Below are 24,907 nucleotides of genomic sequence, written 5' to 3'. Positions count from 1 at the left end.
GCCGAATGGTGCCGCGGAATCGCGGCTAGCTGCGACGCGCCGGAACGCGATCCCTTAGAATGGCGATTTTGCCCGCGAGGCCAGTTCAGGAATGCCAAAGGACTCAGTCGATAGCGTTTCGTTGATCGATCTGCCGTCGGAGCGACTCGCCGCCTGCCCTGAATGTGATCTGCTGATGCTCAAGGCCGAACTCAAGGTTGGCGAGCAGGCCGAATGTCCGCGCTGTGGCTATGGCCTGCATACCGAGCGCGACCGCTTCATCGGTCGCAGTCTGGCCTTGGTGATTGCCGCCTTGCTGCTGTACGTACCGGCCAATTTCCTGCCGATCATGTACCTGAACGTGATGGGGCGTACCGCTCACGAGACCGTGTGGAGTGGTGTGCTCGGTCTCTATCGGAGCGGCATGGAGGGCATCGCGGTGGTGGTGTTCCTCTGCAGCATGGCTGTCCCGCTGATGAAGCTGCTCTGCCAGCTGGCGGTGCTGTTGAGCATCGTATCCGGGCGCGGGCGTCGTGGCGGGCTGCTGCTCTACCGCACGTACCACCATTTGCGTGAATGGGGAATGCTCGAAGTCTATCTGCTCGGGATTCTCGTCTCGATCATCAAGTTGAACGACATGGCCGACCTGAGCCTGGGCGTCGGGCTGGCCTGCTTCGTGGGATTGCTGTTGGTGCAGATATTCCTGGAGATCATCATGTCCCCCCATCAGGTATGGGAAGCCTTGTCGGTGCGTGACGATGCGCGCGATTGATGCCGGCCTGCTGCTTTGCCACGAGTGCCACCAGCTCAATCGGCTGATCGACCCCGATGGCCAGAGCTGCCTGCGCTGCGGCGCACGCATCTATCCGCGGCGCCCCAACAGCCTTGGTCGAACCTGGGCATTGCTGATCACGGCCGCCTTGCTCTACCTGCCGGCCAACCTGCTTCCCATCATGACCGTGCGCTCCCTGGGGCAGGGCAAGCCCGACACCATCATGTCCGGCGTGATCACCCTGGTGCAGCACGGCATGCTGCCGATCGCGGCCGTGGTGTTCGTGGCGAGCATCGTCGTGCCGACCTTCAAGTTGCTGGGCATCGGGCTGTTGCTCGTTTCCGTGCAACGCCGCCAGCGGCTTTCGCCGCGACAGCGGATATTCATGTTTCGCTTCATCGAGTGGATCGGCCGCTGGTCGATGCTCGACATCTTCGTCATCGCGATTCTGGTCGCGGTGGTGAATTTCGGCAGTTTGGCCAGTGTGGAAGCCGGTTTCGGTGCAGTGGCCTTCGCCAGCGTGGTGATCCTGACCATGCTCGCCGCGCTGACGTTCGATCCGCGCCTTATCTGGGACAACACGGAGACCCCCAAGCACCATGACTGACCTTCCAGTCGCCCGAACCCGCCCGGCTTCCAACTGGTCGGCCATCTGGATCCTGCCCCTGATCGCCCTCCTGATCGGAGGCTGGCTCGCCTGGCAGGCCTACAGCCAGCGCGGTATCACCATCGAGGTGGTCTTCGACAGTGGCGAAGGCATCGAGGTGGGCAAGACGCAGGTCGTCTACAAGGGCATGTCCATCGGTGCCGTACGCGCGTTGACGCTCGACGGCAGCCAAGGGAGCGGTGGCGTCATCGCCACCCTCGAGATCGACAAGAGCGCCGAGGACTATCTGCGGCAGGACACGCGTTTCTGGCTGGTCAGGCCCAGCGTGACCCTGGCCGGTATCACGGGCCTGGAAACCCTGGTCTCGGGCAACTACATCGGCGTCGCCCCGGGCGGCGGCGAAGCGGCGCGTACCTTCACCGCGCTATCCGAGGAACCGCCGATGTCCGACGCCCGGCCGGGCCTGCACCTGACCCTCAAGGCGGAGCGACTGGGTTCGATCAACCGCGGCAGCCCGGTGTTCTACAAGCAGATCCAGGTCGGCCAGGTGAAGAACTACGTACTCGCCGACGACCAGCATACGGTCGAGATCAAGGTGTATATCGAGCCGGCCTATGCGGATCTGGTCCGCAAGCACACGCGTTTCTGGAACGCCAGCGGGTTCACCGTCGATGCGGATCTTTCTGGCGTCAAGGTTCACGCCGAATCCCTGGCGAGCATCGTCGCCGGCGGCATCGCCTTCGCCACGCCGGAGTACCGCAAGGACAGCCCGCCCACCGACCCAAGCCTTCCATTTCGTCTCTATGACGATTTCGATGCGGCCCAGGCCGGCATCAAGGTCTCGGTGCGCCTGGCAGACTTCGAAGGGCTGCAGGCCGGGCGTACGCCGGTCATGTACAAGGGGATGCAGGTCGGTACGCTCAAGGTGCTGAGCGTCGACAGCGACCTCACCGCGGCAACCGCGGAGCTGACCATGGACCCCTTGATGGAGGAATCGCTGGTCGAGGGCACCGACTTCTGGACGGTAAAGCCTTCGATCTCGCTGGCCGGCATCAATGGCCTCGAGGCGCTGGTGAAGGGCAACTACATCGCGATCCGTCCGGGTGAGAAGGGCGCCGCGCCGCGCCGGGAATTCCAGGCGCGGATCAAGGCGCCGCCGCTGGACGTCCGCGCGCCGGGCCGGCATCTGGTGCTGGCTACCGACCAGCTGGGATCGCTGGATGTCGGAAGCCCCGTGCTCTACCGCCAGGTGCGCGTGGGGTCGGTGCAGAGCTACCAGTTCTCCCGAGACCTGCAGCAGGTCATCGTCGGGGTTCATATCGAGCCGGCTTACGAGAACCTGATCAACAGCTCGACGCGCTTCTGGAACGCCAGCGGGATCTCCCTCACGGGCGGCCTATCCGGGATCGAGGTGCGCAGCGAGTCGCTGCAAAGCCTGCTGGCCGGTGGCATCGCCTTCGAGACGCCTGACCCCGAGGCGCCGGTCGGCAAGCGGGTCCAGCGCTACAGCCTGCACAAGAATCGCGAGGCGGCGATGCAGGTGGGCGAGCAGATCCGTATCCGGGTCGAGCGCGGCGATGGCCTGTCGGCCGGCACACCCATTCGCTTCAAGGGCATCGAGGTCGGACGGGTCGAGACGGTGGAGCTCACCGAAGACCTGAGCGCGGTGATGCTCAATGCCCGCATCACCACCGCAATCGAGGCGACCACCCGAGCCGGCTCGGCGTTCTGGGTGGTGCGTCCGGAGCTGGGCCTGATGCGCACCGCCAACCTCGAAACCCTGGTCACTGGGCCCTACCTCGAACTGCAACCCGGCAAGCGCGGCGGATCGCGTCAGCACGACTTCGTCGCTCTGGACCAGGCGCCGCTGGAGCCGGCGCTCGAGGGGCTGCAACTGGTGCTCAGTGCCGATCGGCTCGGCTCGATCAAGTCGGGCAATTCGGTCACCTACCGCGAGGTGCCGGTGGGACGGGTACTCGATTACCAGCTGGGCCCCAACGGCGATCGCGTGCTGATCAGGGTGCTGATCGAGCCCCGCTATGCGCCTCTGGTGCACACCGGCAGCCGTTTCTGGGAAACCAGTGGCTTCGGTGTCGACATCAGCCTGCTCAAGGGCGCGCAGTTCCGTACCGACTCGCTCGAGTCGATGATCGAAGGGGGCATCGCCTTCGCGACGCCGGAAGGCGATCAGATGGGCAACGCGGCGCTGCCGGGGCAGACCTTCGTGCTGTTCAAGAACGTGCGTGACGAATGGCTGGGCTGGTCGCCGAAGATACCGCTCAAGCCATGAAGATGGGCGGCGGGCCTGCCTTCAGGGCAAGCCCGCCGCTTGGTGACATCCTCGGGCCGCAGAGCGTGGCCCGACCGCGCGCACCCTTCTCAGGCGGTTTGCGCCTCGGTCTGCGAAGGCGCTGCCGACGTGCCCTGCGGCTCTCGGCGGGCGATGTATTTCCAGTCGGCCTCGTCGATGTAGATGCCGTTGGGCCCGCTGCCCGCTTCCAGATCGATCGCCACCTGCGCTGACACCTGCGGTTTGACCGAGGCCAGGATCGGCACGAAACCCAGCTGCTGGCTGGTTTCGATCAACGCCTGCTGGTTGCGCTCGTCGATGTCCGCGGCCTCGTCGAGGTAGTAGGGCAGGCGGATACGCCCGGCCTGGTCGCGATCCATCAGGTGCAGCAGCAGGTACATGTTGGTCAGCGCCTTGATGGTCATGGTGGTGCCATTGCTCGCCGCGCCGTCGATGTCGGTATGGATGACCGGTTGGCCGCCGACCTTGGTGATCTCGAATGCCAGCTCGAACAGGTCCTTGAGCCCCAGCTGGTTGTTGTTCGCCGCCACCAGGCGGGCCAGGTACTCCTTGGCTTCCTCGTTGCGCGTGTCCTGTTCGCTGCTCTGCTGCAGGTCGAATACCGAAAGCGTTTCGCCCTCTTCGTATTGCCCCGCGCTGTGGATGATCTGGTCGATGTGCTTGAGCGCATCCTTGTTGGGCGCGAGCACGATGCGGAAGCTGGCGAGGTTGGAGACCTGGCGCTTGTTGATCTCGCGGTTGAACAGCGCCAGCTGGTGTTCCAGGTTGTCGTAGTCGCTGCGAATGTTGCGCAGCGTGCGGGCGATATCGGTCACCGCGGCGCGCCGGGCCTTGGCCAGGGTCAGGGCTTCGTCCTGGCGATGGGCATAGGCGTTGACCAGCAGTTGCAGGCGTCGCTCGGGGTCGTCCTCGCTGTCGAACTTGGCGACGCCCTTGAGGCGAACCTGGGCGTAGAGCGCCTCGATCTGGCCGTCGACGCGCTGTAGGGCCTGCCAGCTGTCCTGGTAGTCGTTGAGCAGCGGTAGCAGGTTGTCGAGCGAGTCGTCGACCGGCTCCATGAACGGCGTGCCGAACGGCAGGTTCGCCGGTAGCAGCTGGCGACGGCGCAGCGCATCCTCGAGGGTGCGCTGCTTGGCTTCGAGGTCGGCCAGCTGACGGCCGACCAGCTGGAGTTTGGCCGACAGCTGCTGGACGCGTTCGGTGAAGGCCTCGCTGGCGCGCTTGTAGTCGTCCTGTGCGGCCTCGGCCTGGGCCAGTTGCTCGAGCTTCTGCGACTCCTCGGCCGCCAGCGTCTGGCTGCGGCGGTAGTCCTCCAGGGCCTTCTGGGCATCGAGTACCGCCTGGTAGAGCTGCTCGGCCTGCGCCTTGCTCGCGGTGCGGTCGACGGCGACGGCCTGCTGCGCGCGCAGCTGCTTGAGTTCGCGCTCCAGGCGATCGCGCTGGTCGCGCAGGGCGGCGCGGTCGGCCAGCGCCTGCAGGGCAGGCGGCTCGATGTGGGACAGGTCGATGGAAAGGCCCGGCACTTCGAAGCGCTCGCCCTTGAAGCCGTCGAGAATGGCCTCGAGGGATTTGACCCAGCGATCGTCGTCGTCCAGCGCGATGCCGTTGGTACCCAGCGGCAGGCTGAACAGCTGGCCGTTGAACAGGCGCATGAGACGGTCGACGTCCGCCTGGGAAAACTCTTCGCGCAGGCGGGAATAGCTGTTGTTGTCGGCGTGATCGAGCTGCTGGCGGACCGACTTGAGGCGCTGCTCCAAGTCGCGTACCCGCTCGTCCAGGTCTTCGCTGCTGAACTGGCGGGACTGCGCCAGGGCGCCGGCGAGTTCGTCGTGGGCATCCTTGGCGCTGAGCAGGGCGGCTTCGAGCACCTTGGCGTCTTCGACCAGGGCGAAGCGGTTCCTCAGTACCGCCAGTTCGCCGAGCCAGCGCTGGATATCGCTGATCTCGCGCTCCAGGCGCATCAGTTCGGCGGTGTCGCCGCGTTGTTCGTTCTGCAGCCCGTCCTGCTCGCGGCGATAGTGTTCGGCCTGGATGACCAGCTCTTCGCGGCGCGCATCGGCGTAGTCCTGCCAGGTGCCGAGCAGCGAGTCGAGCAGCGGCGAGAGGCGGTGCAGCTTGCCGCGCAGCACTTCACGCTGGGCGACGCCTGCGGCCAGCGCTTCGATCAGCGGACCGGCCGTCACCAGGGCCTGGTAGTCGCCCTCCATGCGGCGCACGTCGCGAAAGGCCTCTTCGGTGGCGGCGATGTAATCGACGCTGCCCGAACGCAGACTGTGTTCGAAGGCATCGAGGAACAGCTGCTTGAGCTTGGCCGCGGTGATCTCGCGCATGTGCAGCAGGTTGATGAACAACGCGCGGAAGGTCTTGAGGCTCTGCTCGCTGGTCGAGCGCAGCGGGATCAGGGTCAGGTCCAGGGGAATGGACGTGTGGCCACCGACCAGCAGGCGGCGCAGCTCGTCGGGCTTGAGTTCATAGGCGGTGATGCCGGCTTGGCCGAGGTTCTTGAACAGTTCGCGCTGACGCAGGCAGGTGCCGTTCTCCTGGTAATGCGCCAGGTCCAGGGAGCCGGCATAGGCGAAGAACTGGTGGCCGAAGCCGCCACCCGGCCCACGGCCGGCGACGCCGATCACGTGGGGACCATGGGGCAGCATGACCTCGACCAGAATGTAGCTGGTGTCGGTGGCGAAGTAGAAACGGCGCGACTGCTCCAGGCTGTACTTGCCGAAGCTCATGTCGGACATGCGCGCCAGGATGGGGAACTGCAGCGCGTTGATCGAGGCGCTCTTGCCGAGGTTGTTGGCGCCGTAGACCGACAGCGGCGTTTCAAGCGGAAAGATGCCGAGGCTGTAGCCGGCGGTATTGAGCAGGGCGAAGCGGCGGATGCCATAACGTTCGGCGCTCATGCTTGCAGCTCCTGTTCTTCGGCGATGGCGCGGGCCAGGGCCTGTTCCTCGGATTGCCCGGCGTCTTCGTCGAGCGCGATGATGTCTTCTTCCTCGCCTTCGTCGATCAGCACCGGGGCGGGCAGCGACAGGTCGCTGCTGTGCAGGCTCGCGGCCAGGTCGCGGTCCTGCTGGACGGACAGGCAGACGTCGAGGAAACGGTGCATTGGCGGCAGGAAGCGATAGATGCCGTTGCTGTCCTCGGCGAAGCCCAACTGCAGCAGGCGGCGGATGATCTTTTCCTCGAGTTCTTCCTGGCTGGTGACCTCGGCCTGGACGAACAGGTCGCGGTACTTGTCGAGCAGGGCCGGCAGCTCGTCGCGGCCGAGGGTACCGCCGTCGAGCACGGCCAGCGGGTCGCGACCCTGGTCGGCGATGTGTTCGACCAGAATGAAGGTGAACAGGGCCAGGCGCTGCGCCGTCTTGTTCACCTGGGCGCCCATCTGCTCGGGGACGAAGTAATAGAAACCGCGCGGATCGCAGACCAGTTCGAAGCCGAGCGCCTTGAACAGCGCGCGGTACTGGTCCTGCAGGTTGGACAGCTGGGCATAGCACTCCGGCTCGCTGCGCGACAGGTGATAGCCCTTGAACAGCTCGCGGAAGATCGGCGCCAGCTGGGTCATTTCCTTGAGGTCGATGTTCATTCAGGTTGCTCGAAGATCGTTGGGCGGACAAGGGCAAGGCCTCGTCCAGCGGAAAGTTCGGTGCGATCAGGGGCGGACAGGCTTCGCGTCGTCCGCCCCGCGTAAGGCTCAACCATGGGTGTTGGCCACCAGGGCGAACGAGCTGAGGCTGACGCAGTGTTCGCGGGTCAGGTACTCGCGGCGCTCCAGGCGTTCGCGCTGGAAACGGGCGTCACGCGACAGGCGCGAGAACCAGTAGAGCAGCTCGTCGGTGGCGCCTTCGGGTTCCTGTTCCAGCAGCCAGGTCATGAGATCCGGCAGGGGCAGTGCCTGCTCGCAGCGATCGAGCATCTCGCGCGCGGTGCGCGGTGCCTGCGGCGAGCCGCTTTTGCGCCCGGCCGCGGCCTTGGGAAACTTGGCCGGCTTGGGCTCGAAGCGGGCCAGCGCGTAGACGTAGGCCTCGACCTGGGCGGCGCTGCCGAGGAAGGTGCTCTGCGGACGGCTGAACAGCGGCATCGAGGCCTGCGGCACGGCGTCGATGCCCTTCTTGCGGATCACGGACAGGGCGAGCGCCGCGCCGCGGGTCACCGCGTTGTGGCGACGGGCTTCCTCGCGCAGCGGCAGCAGCAGTTCGCGGGCTCGACGCAGGGTCAGCTGGGCGGTGGTCTGCATCTCCAGGATGCGCGCATGGGTGCGCAGCAGCAGGTCATCGTCGACCAGTTGGCCGAGACGCTGCTGGTCGCCGAGCAGCTTGAGCAGGACCTGTTCGACACGCCGCACGCCCTGCTCGAAGGCGCCGTCGGCCGCCACCAGTTGGATCATCGGCTCGACGTACTCGTCCCAGGTCGCCAGCACTTCGGCGTAGCGCTGGCGCAGCGGGATCTGGCGGTCGCTGGTCTTGGCCCGGTCGGCGACACCGACCAGGGCCTGCTCGTCGTTGTCGAGCTTCTTCAGGACATCGCGTACGCGCATGTCCAGCAGCCGCAGCTGGCGGGCCAGGTCGTGGGCGTCGCGGACCTCGAAGGCGTCCTGGATGTAACCGGCCAGGCGCTCGAGGTGGCGCAGGTAGGCTTCGATTTCCAGGCACAGGCCGAGCCGGTGCTCGCGGCGCAGGTAGGCCAGGAAGTCGTGGATCTGGGCGTTGAGTTCGAAGCGGTTCGGGCTCTTGGCCACCGGGACCAGGATGTCCAGGCGTATCCACTGATCGAGCAGGGCGGTGATGTCCGTCGGGGTGCCTTCGGGCAGCTGGCCGGAGAGCTGCTGGCGCAGTTCGATCAGGCTCAGGGTGCCCTGGTCGAAACGCTCGCAGAGCGGCTCGATCAACGTCCAGTGTTCGGCAAGGGCGCGCAGGACGCGCTTGGGTTCGATCATCGAAGGGGCCGGTTTTGCAAAAGCGCCAATTGTACTGCAGAAGCGCCGCAGGCTCAGCCATCGCCGATCGGCTGACCCCAGGCGGGCCGGATGTGACATTTTATGTCGCCATCGGTCAGGCCGGCCCTGCCGTACGGCGTGCGCAACCCACGCCGGTTGCCGCCCTGCGCCGTGGCACGCTTCCTGCGTTGGGGGAGCGAGAGCCCCTTTGGAATGCCCATGCCCGTTACGTCCGCCGCCTATGCCGCCGCCCGCTGGAAGGAGCTCGAAGAGCAGGACGATCTGGATTGGGATCTCGATGCCATCACCGATCGCAACGAGGCGATCGCTTTCCTGCGGCGCTTCGAGTGCCGCCTGTGCGTTTATTCCAGCTACGTGGAGAAGCTCTACGGCACCTACAGTTTCGTGGTGCCCGACGAGAATCAGGGCGGCATCACCATCCTGCCCAGCGAGCAGGCGTGGCAGGACACCTTCCACGACATTCCGGCCGACGCGGTGGAACCCACCGGTATTCAGCTGCTGCCTGGCGAGACGGTCGGTGGCGCCGGCCTGTTTCTCAAGATTCCCGGCGTGCATCGGCTCGCGCCGTCCCGGGAAATGCCGTTTCTCGATGGGCTGCGGTTGCTGATTCAGCGCTACCGGGCCCGCGACGAACAGTTCCTGCCGGTCCTGATCAAGGGCGATCTGCGCGAGTACGAGGCGCGGGTGCCCTCGCTGCATCTGCACCGGTTGAATCTCAAGCGCATGCGCCATTGTTCCCAGGCGCAGCTCGATGCGCTCAGGGCTGCGATCGCCGATCACCTGATCGGCCTGTGTCGCCAGGGCTGCAACGCCTGAACGGTCAACCGATCGGTACATTGGCCGGCGGCGAGGCTTTCGCCATTGGCGGGTTTCCGGCGACAATTCACCTCATTGCTGCATCGGCGTCCACGGCGACAGGCCGCAGCTGATCCTGGCGTATCTGCGCCAGGCGTGAGGAGAGCACATCATGGGCCACAACGACCGCGTCATCATTTTCGATACCACCTTGCGCGACGGCGAGCAGAGCCCCGGCGCGTCGATGACCGGTGAAGAGAAGCTGCGCATCGCCAAGGCCCTGGAGCGCTTGAAGGTGGACGTGATCGAGGCCGGCTTCGCGGTCGCGAGTCCCGGTGATTTCGCCGCGGTCAAGGCGATCGCCGATGCCATCAAGGACAGCACCGTGTGCAGCCTGTCGCGCGCGGTCGACGCCGACATCGAGCGCGCCGCGCAAGCGCTGGCCGGCGCCAGTTCCGGCCGCATCCACACCTTCATCGCCACCAGCCCCATCCACATGCAGTACAAGCTGCGCATGCAGCCCGAGGCGGTGGTCGAGCAGGCGGTGAGGGCGGTGAAGAAGGCGCGCAACCTGTGCGGCGACGTCGAGTTTTCCTGCGAAGACGCCGGGCGTTCGGAGATCGATTTTCTCTGCCGCATCATCGAGGCGGCGATCGAGGCCGGTGCGCGCACCATCAATATTCCCGACACGGTCGGCTATGCGGTGCCCCACGAATACGGCGCCCTGCTCGGCGAGCTGCTCGCGCGCATCCCCAACGCCGACAAGGCGGTGTTCTCGGTGCATTGCCACAACGACCTCGGGCTGGCCGTGGCCAACTCGCTGGCCGCCGTGGTCGCGGGGGCGCGGCAGGTCGAATGCACCATCAACGGCCTGGGCGAGCGGGCCGGCAACGCCGCGCTGGAGGAGATCGTGATGGCCCTCCGTACGCGCCAGGACCTGCTCGGCCTGCACACCCGCATCGAGACCGAGCAGATTCTTAGCACGTCGCGGCTGGTGTCCGGCATCACCGGGTTCGCGGTGCAGCCGAACAAGGCCATCGTCGGTGCGAATGCCTTCGCCCATGAGTCCGGCATCCATCAGGACGGTGTGCTCAAGCACCGCGAGACCTACGAAATCATGTCCGCGCAGTCGGTCGGCTGGCACACCAACAGGCTCTCGCTGGGCAAGCTGTCCGGGCGCAACGCCTTTCGCACCCGGCTCGAGGAGCTGGGCATTTCCCTTGCCGACGAAGCGGAGCTCAATGCCGCTTTCGCCCGGTTCAAGGCGTTGGCGGACAAGAAGCACGAGGTGTTCGACGAGGACCTGCAGGCGCTGGTCTCCGATACGCTGGGCAACGATGCGCCGGAGCATTTCAACCTGATCAGCCTCGAGGTGACGAGCAAGACCGGCAGCCTGCCGCGGGTGCAGCTGATGCTCGGGGTCGCCGGCCAGGTGCGCAGGGCCATCGCGCAGGGTTCCGGGCCGGTGGATGCGGCCTTCAAGGCGATAGAGTCGATCGCCGCCTCGTCGGCGACGCTGCAGTTGTACTCGGTCAATGCCATCACCGCGGGCACCGACTCCCAGGGCGAGGTCACGGTGCGGCTGGAGAAGGGCGGGCGCATCGTCAATGGCAACGGCGCCGACACCGACATCATCGTCGCCTCGGTCAAGGCCTACCTCAATGCGCTCAACCTCATGCAGGCCAATGCCAAGGCCCACCCGCAGGCGGCTGCGGTTTGATCGCCGAAGCGCGGCGCCGCGCCTTTCTCGATGCGATGCAGGTGGACAGCTGGCTGCCCCGGGTAGAGCTGCCCTTCGCCGCGCCCTCGCGCGCGTACCTGCTGCAGCCCGAGCCGGAACCGGAGCCCGAGCTGAGGTCGTCGACGCCGGCCCCGGAGACCGCAGCCGAGCCATCGGCCGCATCGCCTTCGCAGAAGAAAATAGAGGTGCCGCGCCCCCGCGTCTCGCTGCCCGAGCCCAAGCCTGCCGTAGCCGCCAGCCCGGATGTGGCGACCAGCGAGCCCGCGGCGCCCGTCGTGCCGCCGCCGCGCTTTGCGCTGCAACTGCTGCGCGCCGGCAGTTGTCTGTTGCTGGTGGAGCTGCCCACGGGGGAGCCGTTCGCCAGCCGCGACCCGGCCTATCTGCTGCTCAAGGATCTGCTTCGCGCCGCCGGCCTGCCGGACAGCCCCACCCAGGTCGGGGACGGCGAGCCGATCCGCTGGCCGCTGCTGCACGGCGGCAACCTCGACCAGGGCGCCCAGGCCGCGCGGGATTACGTGCAGGGAGTGGTTGCGGCGGAACTCGAAGAGACCCGCTGTGCCTGCCTCTGGCTGGTTGGCCTGCCTGCGCTGCGGTTTGCCGGTGAAGTCGAGGCGGATGCCTGCAACCGGGAGCTGAATGTCGAGGGCATCGGCCCGGCGTTCGCCATGCCGGGCCTCGAACAGATGATGGAAGAACCCGAGCGCAAGGCCGATGTGTGGAAGGCGTTGCGCCGCAGCAAGGTCCGTTGGAACGAACAGACATGAGTGACGCGGTAAGTTTCCGCCGGATGACCGAGGCGGATATCGACGAAGTCCTGAAGATCGAATTCGCCGCGTTCAGCCATCCCTGGACTCGCGGCATCTTTACCGACAGCCTCGGCTCCTACGAATGCTGGGTGATGTTCGAGGGGCAGCAGCAGGTGGGCCATGGGGTGATCAACGTGATCCTCGACGAGGCGCATCTGCTCAACATCACGGTCAAGCCGCAAAGCCAGGGGCGTGGGCTGGGGCTCCGTCTGCTCGAGCACCTCATGGCGCGCGCCAGGGAGTGCGAGGCGCGCGAATGCTTTCTCGAAGTGCGCGCCAGCAACCTGCCGGCCTATCGTCTCTACGAGCGCTACGGGTTCAACGAGATCGGCCGGCGGCGCGGGTATTACCCGGCCACCGGTGGGCGCGAAGATGCGCTGGTGATGGCCTGCACGCTGCTGGACTGATCAGCGTCCCGGTGCCTTGTCGCGCCCCGAGTCCAGGGGTGCGTCGCCTTCGAGCTCCTCGTCCGAGAGCACGTCCTCGTCGCTGCTGAGCACGGCATTGCCGTCGCTGACGCCGGTGTCCTCGTCGCCGTCGGCCGGCCCGTCCCAGCGCTTGCCGTCCAGTGGATGACGGCGACCTTCCTCGGCCTCGTCCAGGCCGGTGTCGGCACCGATGCTGTGTTCGCTGACCACGGACAGATCCTGGTCGGCGGGCAGGCCATGGCCTTTTTCGTTCGGCGAGCGCGAACCGTCGTCGGGGATCAGGGTCTCCGGGGCCAGCTCATCCATCGTGGTGTCGCCGGACGGCACCTCGCCGGCGGTCATGCCGGCTTCGGCCTCACGCTCGGGCGGGAAACCGTTCTCGATATCCTGCGCCGGCACTTCATCACCGATGCGCCCGACGCGGTCGTCCTTGCGCTGATTGAAATCGAGCTGCTCCATCGAGCCCATGCGGTCTTCGGTATCGTCGATTTCGGTAGGCGTGTAGGGTTTGTCGTTCATGGAATCCTCCTGCTGGAAACAGCGCTCTTGCAGCTGTGACCCGAGCAGTCGGGGAAAGATTCAGGGCATGCGACGGCAAGCCGGGCGGACACGTGGGTACCGGTAGTCGTGCAAAAAAGGCGAACCACCAAGGCTCATCGGCAGTCTGACAGAGCATGACTACTCAACAGGATTCATCCCCGCTGGATCTCCAGCGCTGCGCTTTCTTCCTCGATGTCGACGGAACGCTGGCCGAGATCCAGCCCCGCCCGGAACTGGTGTTCATCCCTCCGCCGACGTTGCGCGCGATCGAACAGATGCAGGTTCTGGGTGTGCCGGTGGCGGTCGTCTCCGGACGCCGCATCGAGGAGCTGGACCGCCTGCTTTCTCCGCTGCGCCTGCCTGCTGCCGGCGTTCACGGCGCGGAACGCCGCGGCATCGACGGCACCCTTCATCACCTGAAGCTGGACACCCAGGCCCTGGCGCGCATCGAGCAGGAGCTGACCGCGGCCTGCCGCAGCTACCCGGGCCTGATGCTTGAAAACAAAGGTGTCGCCTTCGCCCTGCATTATCGCCAGGCGCCGGAGCTCGAACCCCAGGTACGCGAGCTGGCCGAGGATTTCGCCCGCCGCCATGCCGACGTGCTGAGCCTGCAGCCGGGCAAGTGCGTGTTCGAACTCAAACCCAAGGGGGCGAGCAAGGGCGAGGTCATTCGCGACATGATGCGTGAGCCGCCATTCCAGGGGCGCGTGCCGGTATTCGTCGGCGACGACCTCACCGATGAGGCCGGTTTTGCCGTGGTCGATGAGCTGGGTGGCTATACCTTTAAAGTGGGCACGGGCGAAACGCTGGCCCGGCGGCGACTCGATTCAGTCGCCGCCGTCAGCCTCTGGTTGAGCGAGTTGCTGAGCGTTGCACAAGCGCCCGGTGCCGTTTCTTCGAACAATAAGAGTGAAGGACAGTCATGAGCCGTTTAGTCGTGGTTTCCAATCGGGTCGCGCCCATTCGCGAGGGCAAGCCGGCGGCGGGCGGCCTGGCCGTCGGCGTATACGAGGCCCTGCGCCAGTCCGGCGGCATCTGGTTCGGCTGGAGCGGCGAGGTGTCCGCCAACCCCCAGACCCATAGCGAGACGGTGGGCAACATCAACTACGTGACCCTGGGGCTCAACAAGCGCGATTACGATCAGTACTACCGCGGCTTCTCCAATGCGACGCTGTGGCCGATCTTCCACTATCGCATCGACCTGGCTCGATACAGCCGCGAAGAGTACGACGGCTATCGCCGCGTCAATGTGATGCTCGCCGAAAAGCTCAAGCCGCTGCTCAAGCCCGACGACATCATCTGGATTCATGACTACCACCTGATCCCGTTCGCCGAAGCCTGCCGGATGCTCGGCATTCGCAACCGTATCGGCTTCTTCCTCCACATCCCGTTTCCGGCGCCGGAAATCCTCACCGCCATCCCGCCGCACAACGAGCTGCTCAAGACGCTCTGCTACTACGACCTGATCGGCTTCCAGACCGAGACCGACCGGCTGGCGTTTCAGGACTACATCGTGCGCGAGGTCCGTGGGCTGGTCGAACCCGACGGCAGCCTGACCGCCTACGGGCAGAACTTTCGCGCCGGCGTCTACCCGATCGGCGTCGTACCCGACGAGATCGCCAAGGTGGCCGAGTCCTACAAGGGGCGCCGTCATCCGGTGGGGCGCAATACCGAAGGCGGGCCGCGCAAGACCATCATCAGCGTCGACCGGCTGGATTATTCCAAGGGGCTGCTCGAGCGCTTTCTGGCCTATGAAGAGTTCCTCGATCGCTTCCCCGAGCACCGGCGCAACGTCGAATTCATCCAGATCGCGCCGACCTCGCGCTCGGACGTCAAGACCTACCAGCGCATCCGCGAGCAGCTCGAAAGCGAGGCCGGGCACCTGAACGGCCGCCTTTCGGACCTCGACTGGACGCCCTTGCACTACCTCAACAAGAGCCATGACCGACGGGTGCTGATGGGCCTGTTCCGGGCGGCCAACATCGGTTTCGTCACGCCGCTGCGCGACGGCATGAACCTGGTCGCCAAGGAGTACGTCGCCGCCCAGGACCCCGCCGACCCCGGCGTGCTGGTGCTCTCGCGCTTCGCCGGAGCCGCGCGCGAACTGACCTCGGCGCTGATCATCAATCCCTACGACCGCATCGGCATGGCCGAAGCGCTGGACCGCGCCCTGCGCATGCCGCTCGAGGAGCGCAAGGACCGTTACGAACACATGATGCGGGCGATCCGCGCGGCCGATCTGGACGCCTGGCGCGACAATTTCCTGCGCGATCTGCGTTCCTTCGTGTCCCGGCCCAAGGACTTCAGCGCGCAGGCCTACGCCTCCTGAAGGTGTGACCCCGTTCTCGACAGGCTTGTCAAAGGCGGGATCGATTCGTAAGGTGCGTGTCGGCTGTCAGAGGGCAAATGATGAGCGATCTGGATTCGCTGTTCGAGAACAACAAGCGCTGGGCTGAAGCGATCAACGAAGAAGACCCGGGCTTCTTCGCCAAGCTGGCCAAGCAGCAGACACCCGAATACCTGTGGATTGGCTGCTCCGATGCGCGGGTGCCGGCCAACGAGATCGTCGGCCTGCTTCCGGGCGACCTGTTCGTGCACCGCAACGTCGCCAACGTGGTACTGCATACCGACCTCAATTGCCTGTCGGTCATCCAGTTCGCCGTCGACGTGCTCAAGGTCAAGCACATCCTGGTGACCGGCCACTACGGCTGCGGTGGCGTGCGGGCCTCGATGCGCGATGGCCAGCTGGGCCTCATCGACGGTTGGCTGCGCACCATCCGCGACCTCTATTACGAGCACCGCGAGCACATCTCCAGCCTGCCGACCGAGGAGGAGCAGGTGGACCGGATGTGCGAGCTCAACGTGATCCAGCAGGTGGCCAACGTCAGCCACACCAGCATCGTCCAGAATGCCTGGCACCGCGGGCAGCCGCTGCAGGTCCATGGCTGCATCTACGGCATCAAGGACGGCCTCTGGAAAAACCTCAACGTGACCGTCAGCGGTCCCGAGCAATTGCCGCCGCAATATCGCCTGCGTCCACTCGGCCAAGCCTGACCGTGCCGTCGCGCCTGGTTCTCGCCTACTGCGGCCTGCTCGTCGCCTGCCTGTGCTGGGGCGGCAACGCTCTGGTCGCCCGGGCGTTCTACCAGGACATCCCGCCGCTGAGCCTGTCGTTCTGGCGCTGGCTCACCGCGCTGGCGATCCTGCTGCCGTTCGTCGCGCGGCCGATGTGGCAACACCGCATGGCGCTCCGGCGTGCCGGCTGGCGGCTCTGGGTGCTCGCCGCGCTGGGCATCAGCTGCTACAACTCCTTGCTCTATACCGCAGCCCAGAGCACGGCCGCGATCAACCTCACCCTGGTCAACACCTGCCTGCCGCTGGCGACCTTCATCGGAGGCGGCCTGCTGTTCGGCGAGTGGCCCGAGCGGCGCAGCTGGATCGGGCTCGGCGTGGCGGCGGCCGGGCTGGTCGCCCTGATCAGCCGTGGCAGCCTGGCCAACCTCACGGGCCTGGTGTTCAACCCGGGCGATCTGGTGATGCTGCTGGCGGTGGTGGTCTGGGCGCTGTACACGCTGCTGATCCGGCGCTGGACGCCGGCGCTCGGCCTGCCGCCCCTGGTGCTGCTGGGCACGCTGGTGCTGCTCGGCGTGCCGATGATCCTGCCGTTCTACCTGTGGGAGCTGTCCCAGGTGGGCGGCTTCGCGGTGACGGCCGGCAACCTCGGCGCGGTCGCCTACACGGCGGTGTGCGCGTCGCTGGTGGCATACCTGGCCTGGAACCACGGCGTGCGGGTGGTCGGCGCGGCGAAGGCGGCCATCACCAGCTATTCGATGCCCTTGTTCACGGCGTTGCTCGGCTGGCTGGTGCTGGGCGAGACGCTGCAGCTGTTCCATTGGGTGGGCGGGGCGATGATCTTCGCCGGTCTCCTGCTGGCCACGCGTCCGGCCCTGCGCTGAAGCGTTGCATCCGCTGAGCAGGGCGGTACTGGCAAGGCGGAGGGTCACATTCGAACGATTGCAGACGCGATAGTTGCCGACGGCGTCGCAAGGCGTACACTGCGCCAGCAAAGCGCTACGCTGTCCGCCACGTCAAGGAGCTGTCGTGATACTCCGTCGTTCGATCCTCTGCCTGCTGTTTTCGTCCCTTGCACTCGGCGCGACCGGCGCGACTGCAACCCCCAGCCGAACCTCCACCACCGTCCAGGAACTCGCCGCCGGCAGCGCGATGCTGGTGGATCTCGAAACCGGCAAGGAGCTCTATTCGAGCAATCCCGATGCGGTCGCACCGATCGCCTCGGTGACCAAGCTGATGACCGCCATGGTGACCCTCGACGCCAACCTGCCGCTGGACGAGCGCCTGCCGATCGTGATCAGCGACGTCGCCGAGATGCGCGGCGTCTTTTCGCGGGTGCGCCTGGGTAGCGTCATCAGTCGCCGCGACATGCTGTTGCTCGCCTTGATGTCCTCGGAGAACCGGGCGGCGGCCAGTCTTGCCCACCACTATCCCGGCGGCGTGCCCGGCTTCATCAAGGCGATGAACGCCAAGGCGCAGGCGCTCGGCATGAGTCATAGCCACTTTGTCGAGCCGACCGGGCTGTCGGCGGGCAACGTCTCGACTGCGCGCGATCTGGTGCGGCTGCTGCAGGCGGCCGGCCAGTACCCCCTGATCAGCGAACTCAGCGCGACGCCCGAACGGACTGTCGCGTTCACCAAGCCGAACTACACGCTGGGTTTTCGCAATACCAACAGCCTGGTGCGCAAGCCGGACTGGAAGATCAACGTGACCAAGACCGGCTTCACCAATGACGCCGGACACTGCCTGGTCATGCGGACGGTGATGAACCAGCGTCCGGTCGCGTTCGTGGTGCTCGATGCCTTCGGCAAGTACACCCACATCGCCGATGCCAGCCGCCTGCGCACCTGGCTGGAAACCGGCCGGATCACGCCGGTGCCAGCTGCCGCGCTGGCCTACAAGCAACAACGCAGCCCTGCCGTGCGTCAGCTGCACGCCGTGCAGTGACCCATGCGCCCTGGAGGCCACGGCAGCAGGTCTCCAGGGGTTGGCAATATATGAATAAATTTCCTGTTACATCTTCCGTGCTGCTGACTCTCAGTCGTTCTTGCTGAGAAATTCCTGCATCTCCGCGCCGACGAACGGTTCGTTCCTTTTTCAGGAAATAAGACCTCTTCTCATTTTTTGCCCTGCGGGTTGTTTCATCCCGTCTGCATTGAAAGAATGCCCGCTATACAGTCGGGGCGCTCTAGATCAAGCTTTACAGCCTTGCGTGCTTTTTGCGTTGCAAGCCCCCGAACGGTTTTCGAGGTCGTGGTCCGGCTATACGGCGCGGCCGGAATCGCATTCAAAAGGGGGGCGATATGCTGTCACAAGAGACTGCCTGGGCATTTGGCGTGGACTTCTACACCGGCAGCAAAGCCTCCTTGCTGAGCGATATCGCCCAGGCGGTGCATAAACCCTATTCATATGTGGTGACTCCCAACGTCGATCACCTGGTGCTGCTGCAACGCAGCAAGGCACTGCGCGAAGCCTATGCGGGCGCCAGATTGCGCATCTGCGATAGCCGCATACTCGAGCTGCTGATGCGCCGCCTGGGCATCGCCATCGAGCAGACCATTCCCGGTAGTGACCTGACCCTGGATCTGCTTCGCTGGGCCGACAAGCAACGCCTGCGGCTGGTGCTCATCGGCTCCACGGACGAGGAATGCGAGCGGCTGCGCATCCTTTATCCCTCGATCTGCCTGTTTCACTACAACCCGCCGATGGGCTTCATCGACCGTCCCGACGAAGTCGAGCGCTGCCTGCGGTTCGTTCGCAACAATCCCTCGGAGCTGGTGTTTTATGCCGTCGGTGCGCCGCGACAGGAAATTCTGGCCAGCCTGATTCGCCGGGACGAGCGCACCGGCATGGGATTCTGCATCGGGGCTTCGATCTCTTTCGCTACCGGTACGCTCAAGCGTGCGCCGCGCTGGATGCAGCGGATGCGCCTGGAGTGGCTGCACCGCATGCTCGGTGATCCTCGTCGCCTGGTGAAGCGTTACCTGGAAGATGCGATGTTCCTGCCGGCCGCCTACCTGCGCGAACGGCGGCTGCGAAAGCAACGCCTCAAGCGTGTCACGCAGGGGCATGGCGTCAGCCGGCCTCCGCTGGCCCATCGCCCGCATGCCGGGGAGAGTCGTCTTAAGGAGCGCTCCAAGGGCACCGGCCCCGGGGAGTAGTTCGTTCAGCGATGCTGGTGAAGTGCCATTGGGGCCTTACATGTTCTTTACACGCCCTTCACCGTAACTTGACGCCCTGGCGCGTAAAGTCGGTACCAGGCTGAAGGAGCAGCCCAAGCTCCCTTGATGTGTTTTTAAGCCCGCCCCTGAGCGGGCTTTTTCTTGCCTGGCGCAAAGCTATGACCCGTCGAAGACGACCTCTTCAGCCCGGGGTGCAACGAATACGCAATTCGGTCCGACCCGTGTTCTGCTCGTCGTCAAGCGTGCGGTAGCCGTTCGGGCAGGCCTTGCGCGCGAGCTCCTCGCAATCGGCCCAGCCAGCGCTGGCACCGTCGCAGGCGAAGATGTACTCGTCGTCGGGCGCAGCGGGTGGCACCGTTTCCACCGCCTGGCAGGCCGCCAACAGGATAGGAAGAGAGGCGAGGGCGATCGCTCTGAGCATGGGCGCGTCTCCAAAACATTCAAAGGCCCGACATTGGAGCCCAATCCGCGCAAAGGGTGCATCCGGATGTGACGAGGATGGACGGCGTTCGTTTCTGGTTGTAGAGGCCGGTCGGCACAGGGAGTCAGCTGCCTCGCAGGAGAGGGGACGAGGTGGGGGGCGCTTGAATTGCGGGCAAGGCAGTTCCGGTCTGTGCCGATCCCGAAGGAAGTGGAAGAGATCGCGTTGAAGCTGGGAATGCCGGGTAATGGTCGGCTGTTCATGCCATGCCGGTCGGCGTTCCGAGGCGCTTACAAGCGCTGTGGCTTCGCGACGCCTGGACAACTGACCCACATCCTGCGGCATACCTTCGCCAGTCGCTACATGATGGCGGGCGGTGACATCCTCAGCCTGCAACGAATCCTAGGACACTCGTCGATCACGATGACGATGACGATGACGATGACGATGCGCTATGCGCACCTGTCGCCGGATCATCTGGAGTCGGCGCTACGGCTGTCCCCGCTGGCTCAGGCGGGCCATTCGATCAGCGCGTGTTGACGAGTTTACCAATTGGTATATGATTCATTAACGCTTAACGTTAAGGATTAAAGCGTGATTCTGAGTTTCAGATGCGATGAAACCCGGGCGATGTTCGAGTCAGGAAGCTCTCGCCGTTGGGGGAATATCTTGAGCGTCGCCACACGAAAGCTCGCGATGCTCAATGCGGCAACGGAGCTACGAGACCTTCGCTCCCCGCCGGGCAATAGACTGGAAGCATTGCAGGGCAACCGAGTCGGGCAACATAGCATCAGGATCAACGACCAGTGGCGGATCTGCTTTGTCTGGACAGACGCAGGCCCTACGCAGGTTGAAATCGTCGATTACCACTGAGGAGGTGGCTACATGACAATTAACGGCATGCGCCCCGTTCACCCTGGTGAAGTGCTGCGCGAAGAATTTCTAGACCCGCTGGGCATCACTCCCGCTGCGCTTGCCCGTGCTCTGCACGTATCGGCTCCGACCATCAATGACATCGTGCGTGAGCGTCGTGGTGTTACTGCCGATACCGCAATTCGCCTGGGTCGTTACTTCGACACTTCCGCTCAGTTCTGGATGAACCTTCAGTCCGACTATTCTTTGGCGACTACCTACGCGGCAAACGGCGAAGAGATAGAGCACGAGATTGAACCGCTGCGGGCTGCTGGCTAACCGCGTAGGCGCGGTGTAGTCACTCAGTAGTCATCGAGCACAACAAAAAAGGGCTTACCTTTCGGTAAACCCTTGTTTTGTATGGTGGCTACGCAGGGACTTGAACCCCGGACCCCAGCATTATGAATGCTATGCTCTAACCAGCTGAGCTACGTAGCCGAGTGGCGCGCATTATTCTCGGCCGCGTTCGTGCTGTCAACCCTGCAGTTGCGCTTTTTTACGTGCTTTCAAGCGGTTAGCGAGAGATCGGCGGCCGTTTGGCGGGTGTGAGGCCTGTCGCGGTTGCATGCGGGCGGGCGAGCAGGTAGACAGGCGGGCTTGGCGCATGTGCGCTGGCGACCTGCAGGCGTATCCCGATGGCTGGCTTCGATCGTTCCTCATCATCTCTTTCCCTGCGTTGCCGAGGCGTCCTGCCCGTGGTGGGAGGCCGGCCATGAGCCGTTCTCGTTCCGCAGTGGTGCGACTCGTTCTGCCGTGCCTGCTGGTGCTTGCCCTGCTGTTCGGGCTGTTGCTGTTCTGGCCGGCGGCGCAGTGGCTGCCTCGGGTGTTGCCTGAGGATATGCGCGTCCAGGGCGTGGGGGGCTCGCTGTATGCGGGAACGGCCGAGCGGCTGTACTGGCGCAACCAGCCGATCGGCCCTTGGGCCTGGCAGCTGCGCGCCAACGGCGTGCTCGATGTGCGACTCGGGCTCGCCGGGGAGGGCGACTGGCAGGGGCGGCTGTCTGGCTGGCCGTGGCGCTGGGGGGCGGTCGTGACAGGCGGTGATCTGCTCTGGATGCAGGGCGGCGAGCTGGGATTGCTGCAGGCCCGCTTCGATGGCGAGATGCATCTGGAGGGCGACCGCAGCGGATGCCGGAGTTCCAGTGGCGCGCTGCAGGCCGATGAAGCCTCGTGGGCGTTTCCGCCCGTGGCATTCGGCAGCGCCGAGTTCAGCCTCGACTGCGGTGCGGCACTGCCGGTGCGTCTACGGCTGCAACGTCCCGGTCAGCATGACCTGCTGTTCGAGCTCGATCCCGATGGGGGGCGGGGTCACGTGCGGGGTGGTCTGGTCCCTGGTGGCACGAGCGCGCGGCTGGCGCAGGACTTCGGTATGGTGAGCCGCGATCAGCATCAGGTGGACCAGCCGCTGTCCTGGTAGGCGCAAGACGCTTCGTCGGCTCGGCGGCACGCTGGCGGCGGTACGGGCACTAACGACTAGACCCCCGCGCAGACAGTCTGCGCGGCCGTGAGTGGAGCGTTGGATGTCCAAAATCGGTTTCGCCTGCATGTACCGCCACCCTGGCCATAGCGAGTCGCTCAAGGAGTTGGAGCTGATCGAGCGCGCCTTCAATCCGCGTTCGACCACCCTGCGCTGGTTGGGCAGCGTCTCGCCGGATCAGGCGCAGGAGAAGCTTCACGCGATCATCGAACACAATCTGGATGCCCAGGCCCGGCTGCTGGAGTATGTCGCCACGCTGCCCGCCGCGTTGCGGATGCTGCGGCTGAGCAGTGACCTGCTGCCGTTCTACAGCCACGCCGAGGTCAATGGTTTCTATCGGTGCGCCGAGGTCAGGGCGTTGCTGGAGGCGCGCTTCGCTCGCATCGGCGAGCTTGCCCGGGCGCATGGCATTCGATTATCGATGCATCCGGGGCAGTACTGCGTGCTCGGCTCGGACAAGTCGCAGGTGGTGGAGAACAGTCTTGCTGAGTTCGAATACCACGCCGACATGATCCGCATGATGGGCTACGGCCGGCAATTTCAGGACTTCAAGTGCAACGTGCATATCGCCGGCAGGTTGGGCGGGGAGGGCATCCGCGCCCTGTGGCCGAGGCTTTCCCAGGAGGCGCGCCATTGCATCACCTTCGAGAACGAGGAGAAGACCTACGGCGTCGACGATTGCCTGGCACTGGCCGATCTCGCGCCGGTGGTGCTGGATATCCATCACTGCTGGATCAACGAGGAGCGCTACATCGATCCGAACGATCCGCGCATCGACCGGATTCTGGAAAGCTGGCGCGGGGTGCGGCCGACCATGCACTACTCGCAACCGCCGGAAAGCCTGATGGCGCTCGGTTTCAGCGCTGACGACAAGCTCGAAATGCCCAGGCTGCTCGCGAAGGTCAGCAAGCGCGACCTCTACAGCCACAGCAAACGCATGTGGAACCGCTGGACCAACCGCTACGCGTGCGCGTTTCTCGATCGTTTCGACATCATGTTCGAGTGCAAGGACAAGAACCTCGCGACGCTGGACTTCCATCGGGATTACCTCGAGCAGGACCCGCAAGCTTCGAGCGCGTGACGCCGAGAGGCCGCCCATAATGAAAAAGCCCGGCGCATGGCCGGGCTTTTTGACGGAGGCGTGCTCAGACGTTGATCACACGTTTAAACGTTGATCGGTCGGCAAAGGGCCGTGAGCACTAGGTTTCGCGGGGAAATCGGGCCACGGCCTTTGCGGGAATCGCTGGAAGTACCCCCAGTTGTACCCCCATAGGGGTATCGGGATGATAGATCAGTCTGGATGCCGGTGCCAGCGCTGCGCCTGCCGGATAAAACGGGTATGGCGCAGACCGCATTGTTGGCTGACGCCTGGAACGGTACGCGATGAGATGCAGGGGAACGGGCCGCTGGGGCCCAGACCTCGGAGAACTCTCATGGCAGACCATCACACCCGCCACAACCCGCTGGGGCAAGATGCCCTGTTCACCACGCCCGCCTCGCTCATGCTCGATGCTCGCCTCACGCCGCTGGAGCGCAATGGCTGGCAGGTGCTGCGCATGCTGCGCTCTGCGGAGGGCATCAGTCCGCTGGCAAACCTGGGGCAGTTGCGTCGCTATCTCACCTCTACCCCGCTGGGGCAGCGGGCCGGGTACGAGACGGCCCGGCGCGTTCTCGTCGTGCTTCGGCTGACGGGGTGGATCAGTCTGGTGGGCCAGCAGCGCGATCCTCTGACCGGCCATGTGCTCAGCGAGCTGTATCAGGTTCACGAAAGCGCCCTCGACTTCCAACAGGCTTGCACGCTCGATGCCAGCCTGCCCGCTCTTCTGCAAGGGTCTATCGGCCACGAAAACAACCAGGTGGATCGGGTGGCTGTCCACATTCAGGCAACGCTGGCGCAGGCACCTGAAACCGCCTCCATTGCGACCCACGATCAGCGCCACGATGACGATGATTTGCCCCCTACGCCGCCATCGCAGGCAAGCGAGGCAGCCGACCCACTGCCATTGTCTGGCGACTCCGCTGGCAGCACGCTTGTTCCGCAACAGACCGGACACGCTCGCCACATGACGGCTGAGCCGGGCGGTACGTATAAGACGTATATGTATAAAAAAGAACGTACGTACCGCGCGCGAAGGCGACGGCCATTCGGCATCGCATTCGGTGAGCTTGCCGCCTTGCCTGAGCAATGCCCAGGCAGATCAGCAAAAGGATGTGCAGGCCGCCTTGCGGCGGCTGCCGCCGCAGCATCGCCAGGAAGTACTCGATGAGTTGCAAGCACGCAGCCAGAGCGGCACCGTGCGCAATGTCGTGGCCTACTTCTTCGCCTTGGTGAAGCGCGTTTTTGCGGGCGAGTTCCGTCTGTGGGCAGGACGTAAGGAGATGTCTGCCACCCCACGGCCTGCCGAGAATCGACCTGCAGCTCCGCCGCGCACCGAAGACCGCCCAGAACCGACTGCGCAACCGGCATCGCGTGAAACCGCCCTGGCGCACATCGCCAACATCCGCAAGATGCTGAACGCCTCGACGAACGCTGGGGACATTGCAGCGCAGGCAATGCAGACCAGGGGATGGCAGCTGCATCCTGCGTAGTAAATGTTGCCGCGAAATGGGCCGTCACTGCCAGCCGCAGTGACGGCCCCGCACACGCCAGCAGCAATGCGGGCGAATGCCGAATCCTATTGCGTGCGGCAGACATGATGATGGCCGCCCTACACTGACCGGGCAGTTGCCAAGACCGATGGGCTTCGTACATCGGCATCCCCAACAGCGCAGGTTCCTGCAAGCGCTGGCCCGACAGGGTGGAGCCACCCCAGGTATGCCCAGGCTCCGACCGCATACCGGCCCTACCCAGGGCGGAGCCTTCTTCGTCTGTTTGAACTCATCCCTACCGCGCCGTCTGGCGCACTG

Annotated in this window: 24 protein-coding genes, 1 tRNA gene and 1 pseudogene; 20 read left to right on the top strand and 6 right to left on the bottom strand. The window is 64.9% G+C overall.

Annotated features, from left to right (window positions below; all coding sequences use genetic code 11):
- Positions 1-91: 91 nt before the first annotated feature.
- The 3 genes from DN824_RS20870 to DN824_RS20860 are packed head-to-tail and all read left to right on the top strand — an operon-like array spanning position 92 to position 3,648.
- Positions 92-751 (top strand): paraquat-inducible protein A, encoded by a 660-nt coding sequence (locus tag DN824_RS20870; protein ID WP_138410281.1) that lies wholly within the window; start codon positions 92-94, stop codon positions 749-751.
- Entirely contained in the window at positions 738-1,358 is a 621-nt protein-coding gene (locus tag DN824_RS20865) for a paraquat-inducible protein A (RefSeq protein ID WP_138410280.1), read from the top strand. Before DN824_RS20870 ends, DN824_RS20865 begins: the two co-directional genes overlap by 14 nt.
- Positions 1,351-3,648, top strand: coding sequence for a PqiB family protein (locus DN824_RS20860; protein ID WP_138410279.1), 2,298 nt, complete (start codon positions 1,351-1,353; stop codon positions 3,646-3,648). The genes DN824_RS20865 and DN824_RS20860 overlap by 8 nt, the downstream gene beginning before the upstream one ends.
- Positions 3,649-3,737: 89 nt before the next feature.
- On the opposite strand, the gene mksF is transcribed toward DN824_RS20860, so the two are convergent.
- The 3 genes from mksF to mksB form a co-directional block, all read right to left on the bottom strand.
- On the bottom strand, positions 3,738-6,572 hold the full coding sequence (gene mksF, locus DN824_RS20855; RefSeq protein WP_138410278.1) for an Mks condensin complex protein MksF: 2,835 nt from the start codon (positions 6,570-6,572) through the stop codon (positions 3,738-3,740).
- Complete coding sequence (gene mksE / locus DN824_RS20850) at positions 6,569-7,255, bottom strand: Mks condensin complex protein MksE (RefSeq protein ID WP_138410277.1); 687 nt, start codon at positions 7,253-7,255, stop codon at positions 6,569-6,571. Before mksE ends, mksF begins: the two co-directional genes overlap by 4 nt.
- 108 nt (positions 7,256-7,363) lie before the next feature.
- Positions 7,364-8,605, bottom strand: a complete 1,242-nt coding sequence (gene mksB / locus DN824_RS20845; protein WP_138410276.1) for an Mks condensin complex protein MksB — start codon at positions 8,603-8,605, stop codon at positions 7,364-7,366.
- A gap of 219 nt (positions 8,606-8,824) precedes the next feature.
- Between mksB and DN824_RS20840 the strand changes: the two genes are divergently transcribed.
- The 4 genes from DN824_RS20840 (at position 8,825) to rimI (ending at position 12,375) form a co-directional block, all read left to right on the top strand.
- Positions 8,825-9,442 carry a hypothetical protein gene (locus DN824_RS20840; protein ID WP_138410275.1) on the top strand — a complete coding sequence of 206 codons (618 nt, stop codon included), beginning with the start codon at positions 8,825-8,827 and terminating at the stop codon, positions 9,440-9,442.
- A gap of 151 nt (positions 9,443-9,593) precedes the next feature.
- Positions 9,594-11,141, top strand: coding sequence for a 2-isopropylmalate synthase (locus DN824_RS20835; protein ID WP_138410274.1), 1,548 nt, complete (start codon positions 9,594-9,596; stop codon positions 11,139-11,141).
- Positions 11,138-11,926, top strand: a complete 789-nt coding sequence (locus DN824_RS20830) for an energy transducer TonB (protein WP_138410273.1) — start codon at positions 11,138-11,140, stop codon at positions 11,924-11,926. Before DN824_RS20835 ends, DN824_RS20830 begins: the two co-directional genes overlap by 4 nt.
- Positions 11,923-12,375, top strand: coding sequence for a ribosomal protein S18-alanine N-acetyltransferase (gene rimI / locus DN824_RS20825; RefSeq protein WP_138410272.1), 453 nt, complete (start codon positions 11,923-11,925; stop codon positions 12,373-12,375). Before DN824_RS20830 ends, rimI begins: the two co-directional genes overlap by 4 nt.
- Here the strand turns inward: rimI and DN824_RS20820 are convergent, their stop codons facing one another.
- Complete coding sequence (locus tag DN824_RS20820; RefSeq protein ID WP_138410271.1) at positions 12,376-12,915, bottom strand: hypothetical protein; 540 nt, start codon at positions 12,913-12,915, stop codon at positions 12,376-12,378.
- 155 nt (positions 12,916-13,070) lie between these two features.
- Between DN824_RS20820 and otsB the strand changes: the two genes are divergently transcribed.
- The 6 genes from otsB (at position 13,071) to DN824_RS20790 (ending at position 19,169) form a co-directional block, all read left to right on the top strand.
- Positions 13,071-13,862 (top strand): trehalose-phosphatase, encoded by a 792-nt coding sequence (otsB, locus tag DN824_RS20815; protein ID WP_138410270.1) that lies wholly within the window; start codon positions 13,071-13,073, stop codon positions 13,860-13,862.
- On the top strand, positions 13,859-15,265 hold the full coding sequence (otsA, locus tag DN824_RS20810) for an alpha,alpha-trehalose-phosphate synthase (UDP-forming) (RefSeq protein ID WP_138410269.1): 1,407 nt from the start codon (positions 13,859-13,861) through the stop codon (positions 15,263-15,265). Before otsB ends, otsA begins: the two co-directional genes overlap by 4 nt.
- Positions 15,266-15,345: 80 nt before the next feature.
- Entirely contained in the window at positions 15,346-15,990 is a 645-nt protein-coding gene (can, locus tag DN824_RS20805) for a carbonate dehydratase (protein WP_138410268.1), read from the top strand.
- Between the two features lie 2 nt (positions 15,991-15,992).
- The gene (locus DN824_RS20800; RefSeq protein WP_138410267.1) at positions 15,993-16,892 is read left to right on the top strand and encodes a DMT family transporter; all 900 of its coding nucleotides are present in this window, start codon (positions 15,993-15,995) and stop codon (positions 16,890-16,892) included.
- Between the two features lie 145 nt (positions 16,893-17,037).
- Positions 17,038-17,955, top strand: coding sequence for a D-alanyl-D-alanine endopeptidase (gene pbpG / locus DN824_RS20795; RefSeq protein WP_138410266.1), 918 nt, complete (start codon positions 17,038-17,040; stop codon positions 17,953-17,955).
- Positions 17,956-18,314: 359 nt separating this feature from the next.
- The gene (locus DN824_RS20790) at positions 18,315-19,169 is read left to right on the top strand and encodes a WecB/TagA/CpsF family glycosyltransferase (RefSeq protein WP_138410282.1); all 855 of its coding nucleotides are present in this window, start codon (positions 18,315-18,317) and stop codon (positions 19,167-19,169) included.
- A 202-nt stretch (positions 19,170-19,371) separates the two neighbouring features.
- On the opposite strand, the gene DN824_RS20785 is transcribed toward DN824_RS20790, so the two are convergent.
- Positions 19,372-19,611, bottom strand: coding sequence for a hypothetical protein (locus tag DN824_RS20785; protein WP_138410265.1), 240 nt, complete (start codon positions 19,609-19,611; stop codon positions 19,372-19,374).
- A gap of 177 nt (positions 19,612-19,788) precedes the next feature.
- Between DN824_RS20785 and DN824_RS20780 the strand changes: the two are divergent.
- The 3 genes and pseudogenes from DN824_RS20780 to DN824_RS20770 all read left to right on the top strand — a co-directional run.
- Positions 19,789-20,151, top strand: a pseudogene (locus tag DN824_RS20780) (tyrosine-type recombinase/integrase); the annotation flags it as partial.
- A gap of 54 nt (positions 20,152-20,205) precedes the next feature.
- Positions 20,206-20,484 (top strand): type II toxin-antitoxin system RelE/ParE family toxin, encoded by a 279-nt coding sequence (locus DN824_RS20775; protein WP_138410264.1) that lies wholly within the window; start codon positions 20,206-20,208, stop codon positions 20,482-20,484.
- Between the two features lie 12 nt (positions 20,485-20,496).
- Positions 20,497-20,802 carry a HigA family addiction module antitoxin gene (locus DN824_RS20770; RefSeq protein ID WP_138410263.1) on the top strand — a complete coding sequence of 102 codons (306 nt, stop codon included), beginning with the start codon at positions 20,497-20,499 and terminating at the stop codon, positions 20,800-20,802.
- A gap of 82 nt (positions 20,803-20,884) precedes the next feature.
- Here DN824_RS20770 and DN824_RS20765 read toward each other — a convergent pair.
- Positions 20,885-20,961 (bottom strand) — tRNA-Met (locus tag DN824_RS20765).
- A 274-nt stretch (positions 20,962-21,235) separates the two neighbouring features.
- Between DN824_RS20765 and DN824_RS20760 the strand changes: the two genes are divergently transcribed.
- The 4 genes from DN824_RS20760 to DN824_RS22770 all read left to right on the top strand — a co-directional run bounded on the left by DN824_RS20760 (position 21,236) and on the right by DN824_RS22770 (position 24,589).
- Positions 21,236-21,940, top strand: a complete 705-nt coding sequence (locus DN824_RS20760; RefSeq protein ID WP_138410262.1) for a type II secretion system protein N — start codon at positions 21,236-21,238, stop codon at positions 21,938-21,940.
- 103 nt (positions 21,941-22,043) lie between these two features.
- On the top strand, positions 22,044-23,081 hold the full coding sequence (gene uvsE, locus DN824_RS20755) for a UV DNA damage repair endonuclease UvsE (protein WP_138410261.1): 1,038 nt from the start codon (positions 22,044-22,046) through the stop codon (positions 23,079-23,081).
- A gap of 352 nt (positions 23,082-23,433) precedes the next feature.
- Positions 23,434-24,267, top strand: a complete 834-nt coding sequence (locus DN824_RS20750; RefSeq protein WP_241666753.1) for an STY4528 family pathogenicity island replication protein — start codon at positions 23,434-23,436, stop codon at positions 24,265-24,267.
- Between the two features lies 1 nt (position 24,268).
- Positions 24,269-24,589: a hypothetical protein gene (locus tag DN824_RS22770; RefSeq protein WP_241666752.1), complete on the top strand. Its 321-nt coding sequence runs from the start codon at positions 24,269-24,271 to the stop codon at positions 24,587-24,589.
- Positions 24,590-24,907 lie beyond the last annotated feature (318 nt).

Origin of the sequence: Stutzerimonas nosocomialis (assembly GCF_005876855.1) — a bacterium.
In the GTDB taxonomy this organism is placed as follows: domain Bacteria; phylum Pseudomonadota; class Gammaproteobacteria; order Pseudomonadales; family Pseudomonadaceae; genus Stutzerimonas; species Stutzerimonas nosocomialis.
The sequence above is the reverse complement of the archived record's forward strand: the minus strand, read 5'-3'. Positions and strand labels throughout refer to the sequence as shown.

Excerpts from the sequence above, each read along its gene's own strand:
- otsB (WP_138410270.1), top strand. The coding sequence starts at position 13,071 with ATGACTACTCAACAGGATTCATCCCCGCTGGATCTCCAGCGCTGCGCT.
- rimI (WP_138410272.1), top strand. The coding sequence starts at position 11,923 with ATGAGTGACGCGGTAAGTTTCCGCCGGATGACCGAGGCGGATATCGAC.
- mksE (WP_138410277.1), bottom strand. The coding sequence starts at position 7,255 with ATGAACATCGACCTCAAGGAAATGACCCAGCTGGCGCCGATCTTCCGC.
- DN824_RS20840 (WP_138410275.1), top strand. The coding sequence starts at position 8,825 with ATGCCCGTTACGTCCGCCGCCTATGCCGCCGCCCGCTGGAAGGAGCTC.
- DN824_RS20750 (WP_241666753.1), top strand. The coding sequence starts at position 23,434 with ATGGCAGACCATCACACCCGCCACAACCCGCTGGGGCAAGATGCCCTG.
- DN824_RS20860 (WP_138410279.1), top strand. The coding sequence starts at position 1,351 with ATGACTGACCTTCCAGTCGCCCGAACCCGCCCGGCTTCCAACTGGTCG.
- mksF (WP_138410278.1), bottom strand. The coding sequence starts at position 6,572 with ATGAGCGCCGAACGTTATGGCATCCGCCGCTTCGCCCTGCTCAATACC.
- DN824_RS20785 (WP_138410265.1), bottom strand. The coding sequence starts at position 19,611 with ATGCTCAGAGCGATCGCCCTCGCCTCTCTTCCTATCCTGTTGGCGGCC.
- otsA (WP_138410269.1), top strand. The coding sequence starts at position 13,859 with ATGAGCCGTTTAGTCGTGGTTTCCAATCGGGTCGCGCCCATTCGCGAG.
- DN824_RS20760 (WP_138410262.1), top strand. The coding sequence starts at position 21,236 with ATGAGCCGTTCTCGTTCCGCAGTGGTGCGACTCGTTCTGCCGTGCCTG.
- DN824_RS20865 (WP_138410280.1), top strand. The coding sequence starts at position 738 with ATGCGCGCGATTGATGCCGGCCTGCTGCTTTGCCACGAGTGCCACCAG.
- DN824_RS20820 (WP_138410271.1), bottom strand. The coding sequence starts at position 12,915 with ATGAACGACAAACCCTACACGCCTACCGAAATCGACGATACCGAAGAC.
- DN824_RS20770 (WP_138410263.1), top strand. The coding sequence starts at position 20,497 with ATGACAATTAACGGCATGCGCCCCGTTCACCCTGGTGAAGTGCTGCGC.
- can (WP_138410268.1), top strand. The coding sequence starts at position 15,346 with ATGAGCGATCTGGATTCGCTGTTCGAGAACAACAAGCGCTGGGCTGAA.
- DN824_RS20870 (WP_138410281.1), top strand. The coding sequence starts at position 92 with ATGCCAAAGGACTCAGTCGATAGCGTTTCGTTGATCGATCTGCCGTCG.
- mksB (WP_138410276.1), bottom strand. The coding sequence starts at position 8,605 with ATGATCGAACCCAAGCGCGTCCTGCGCGCCCTTGCCGAACACTGGACG.
- DN824_RS20835 (WP_138410274.1), top strand. The coding sequence starts at position 9,594 with ATGGGCCACAACGACCGCGTCATCATTTTCGATACCACCTTGCGCGAC.
- uvsE (WP_138410261.1), top strand. The coding sequence starts at position 22,044 with ATGTCCAAAATCGGTTTCGCCTGCATGTACCGCCACCCTGGCCATAGC.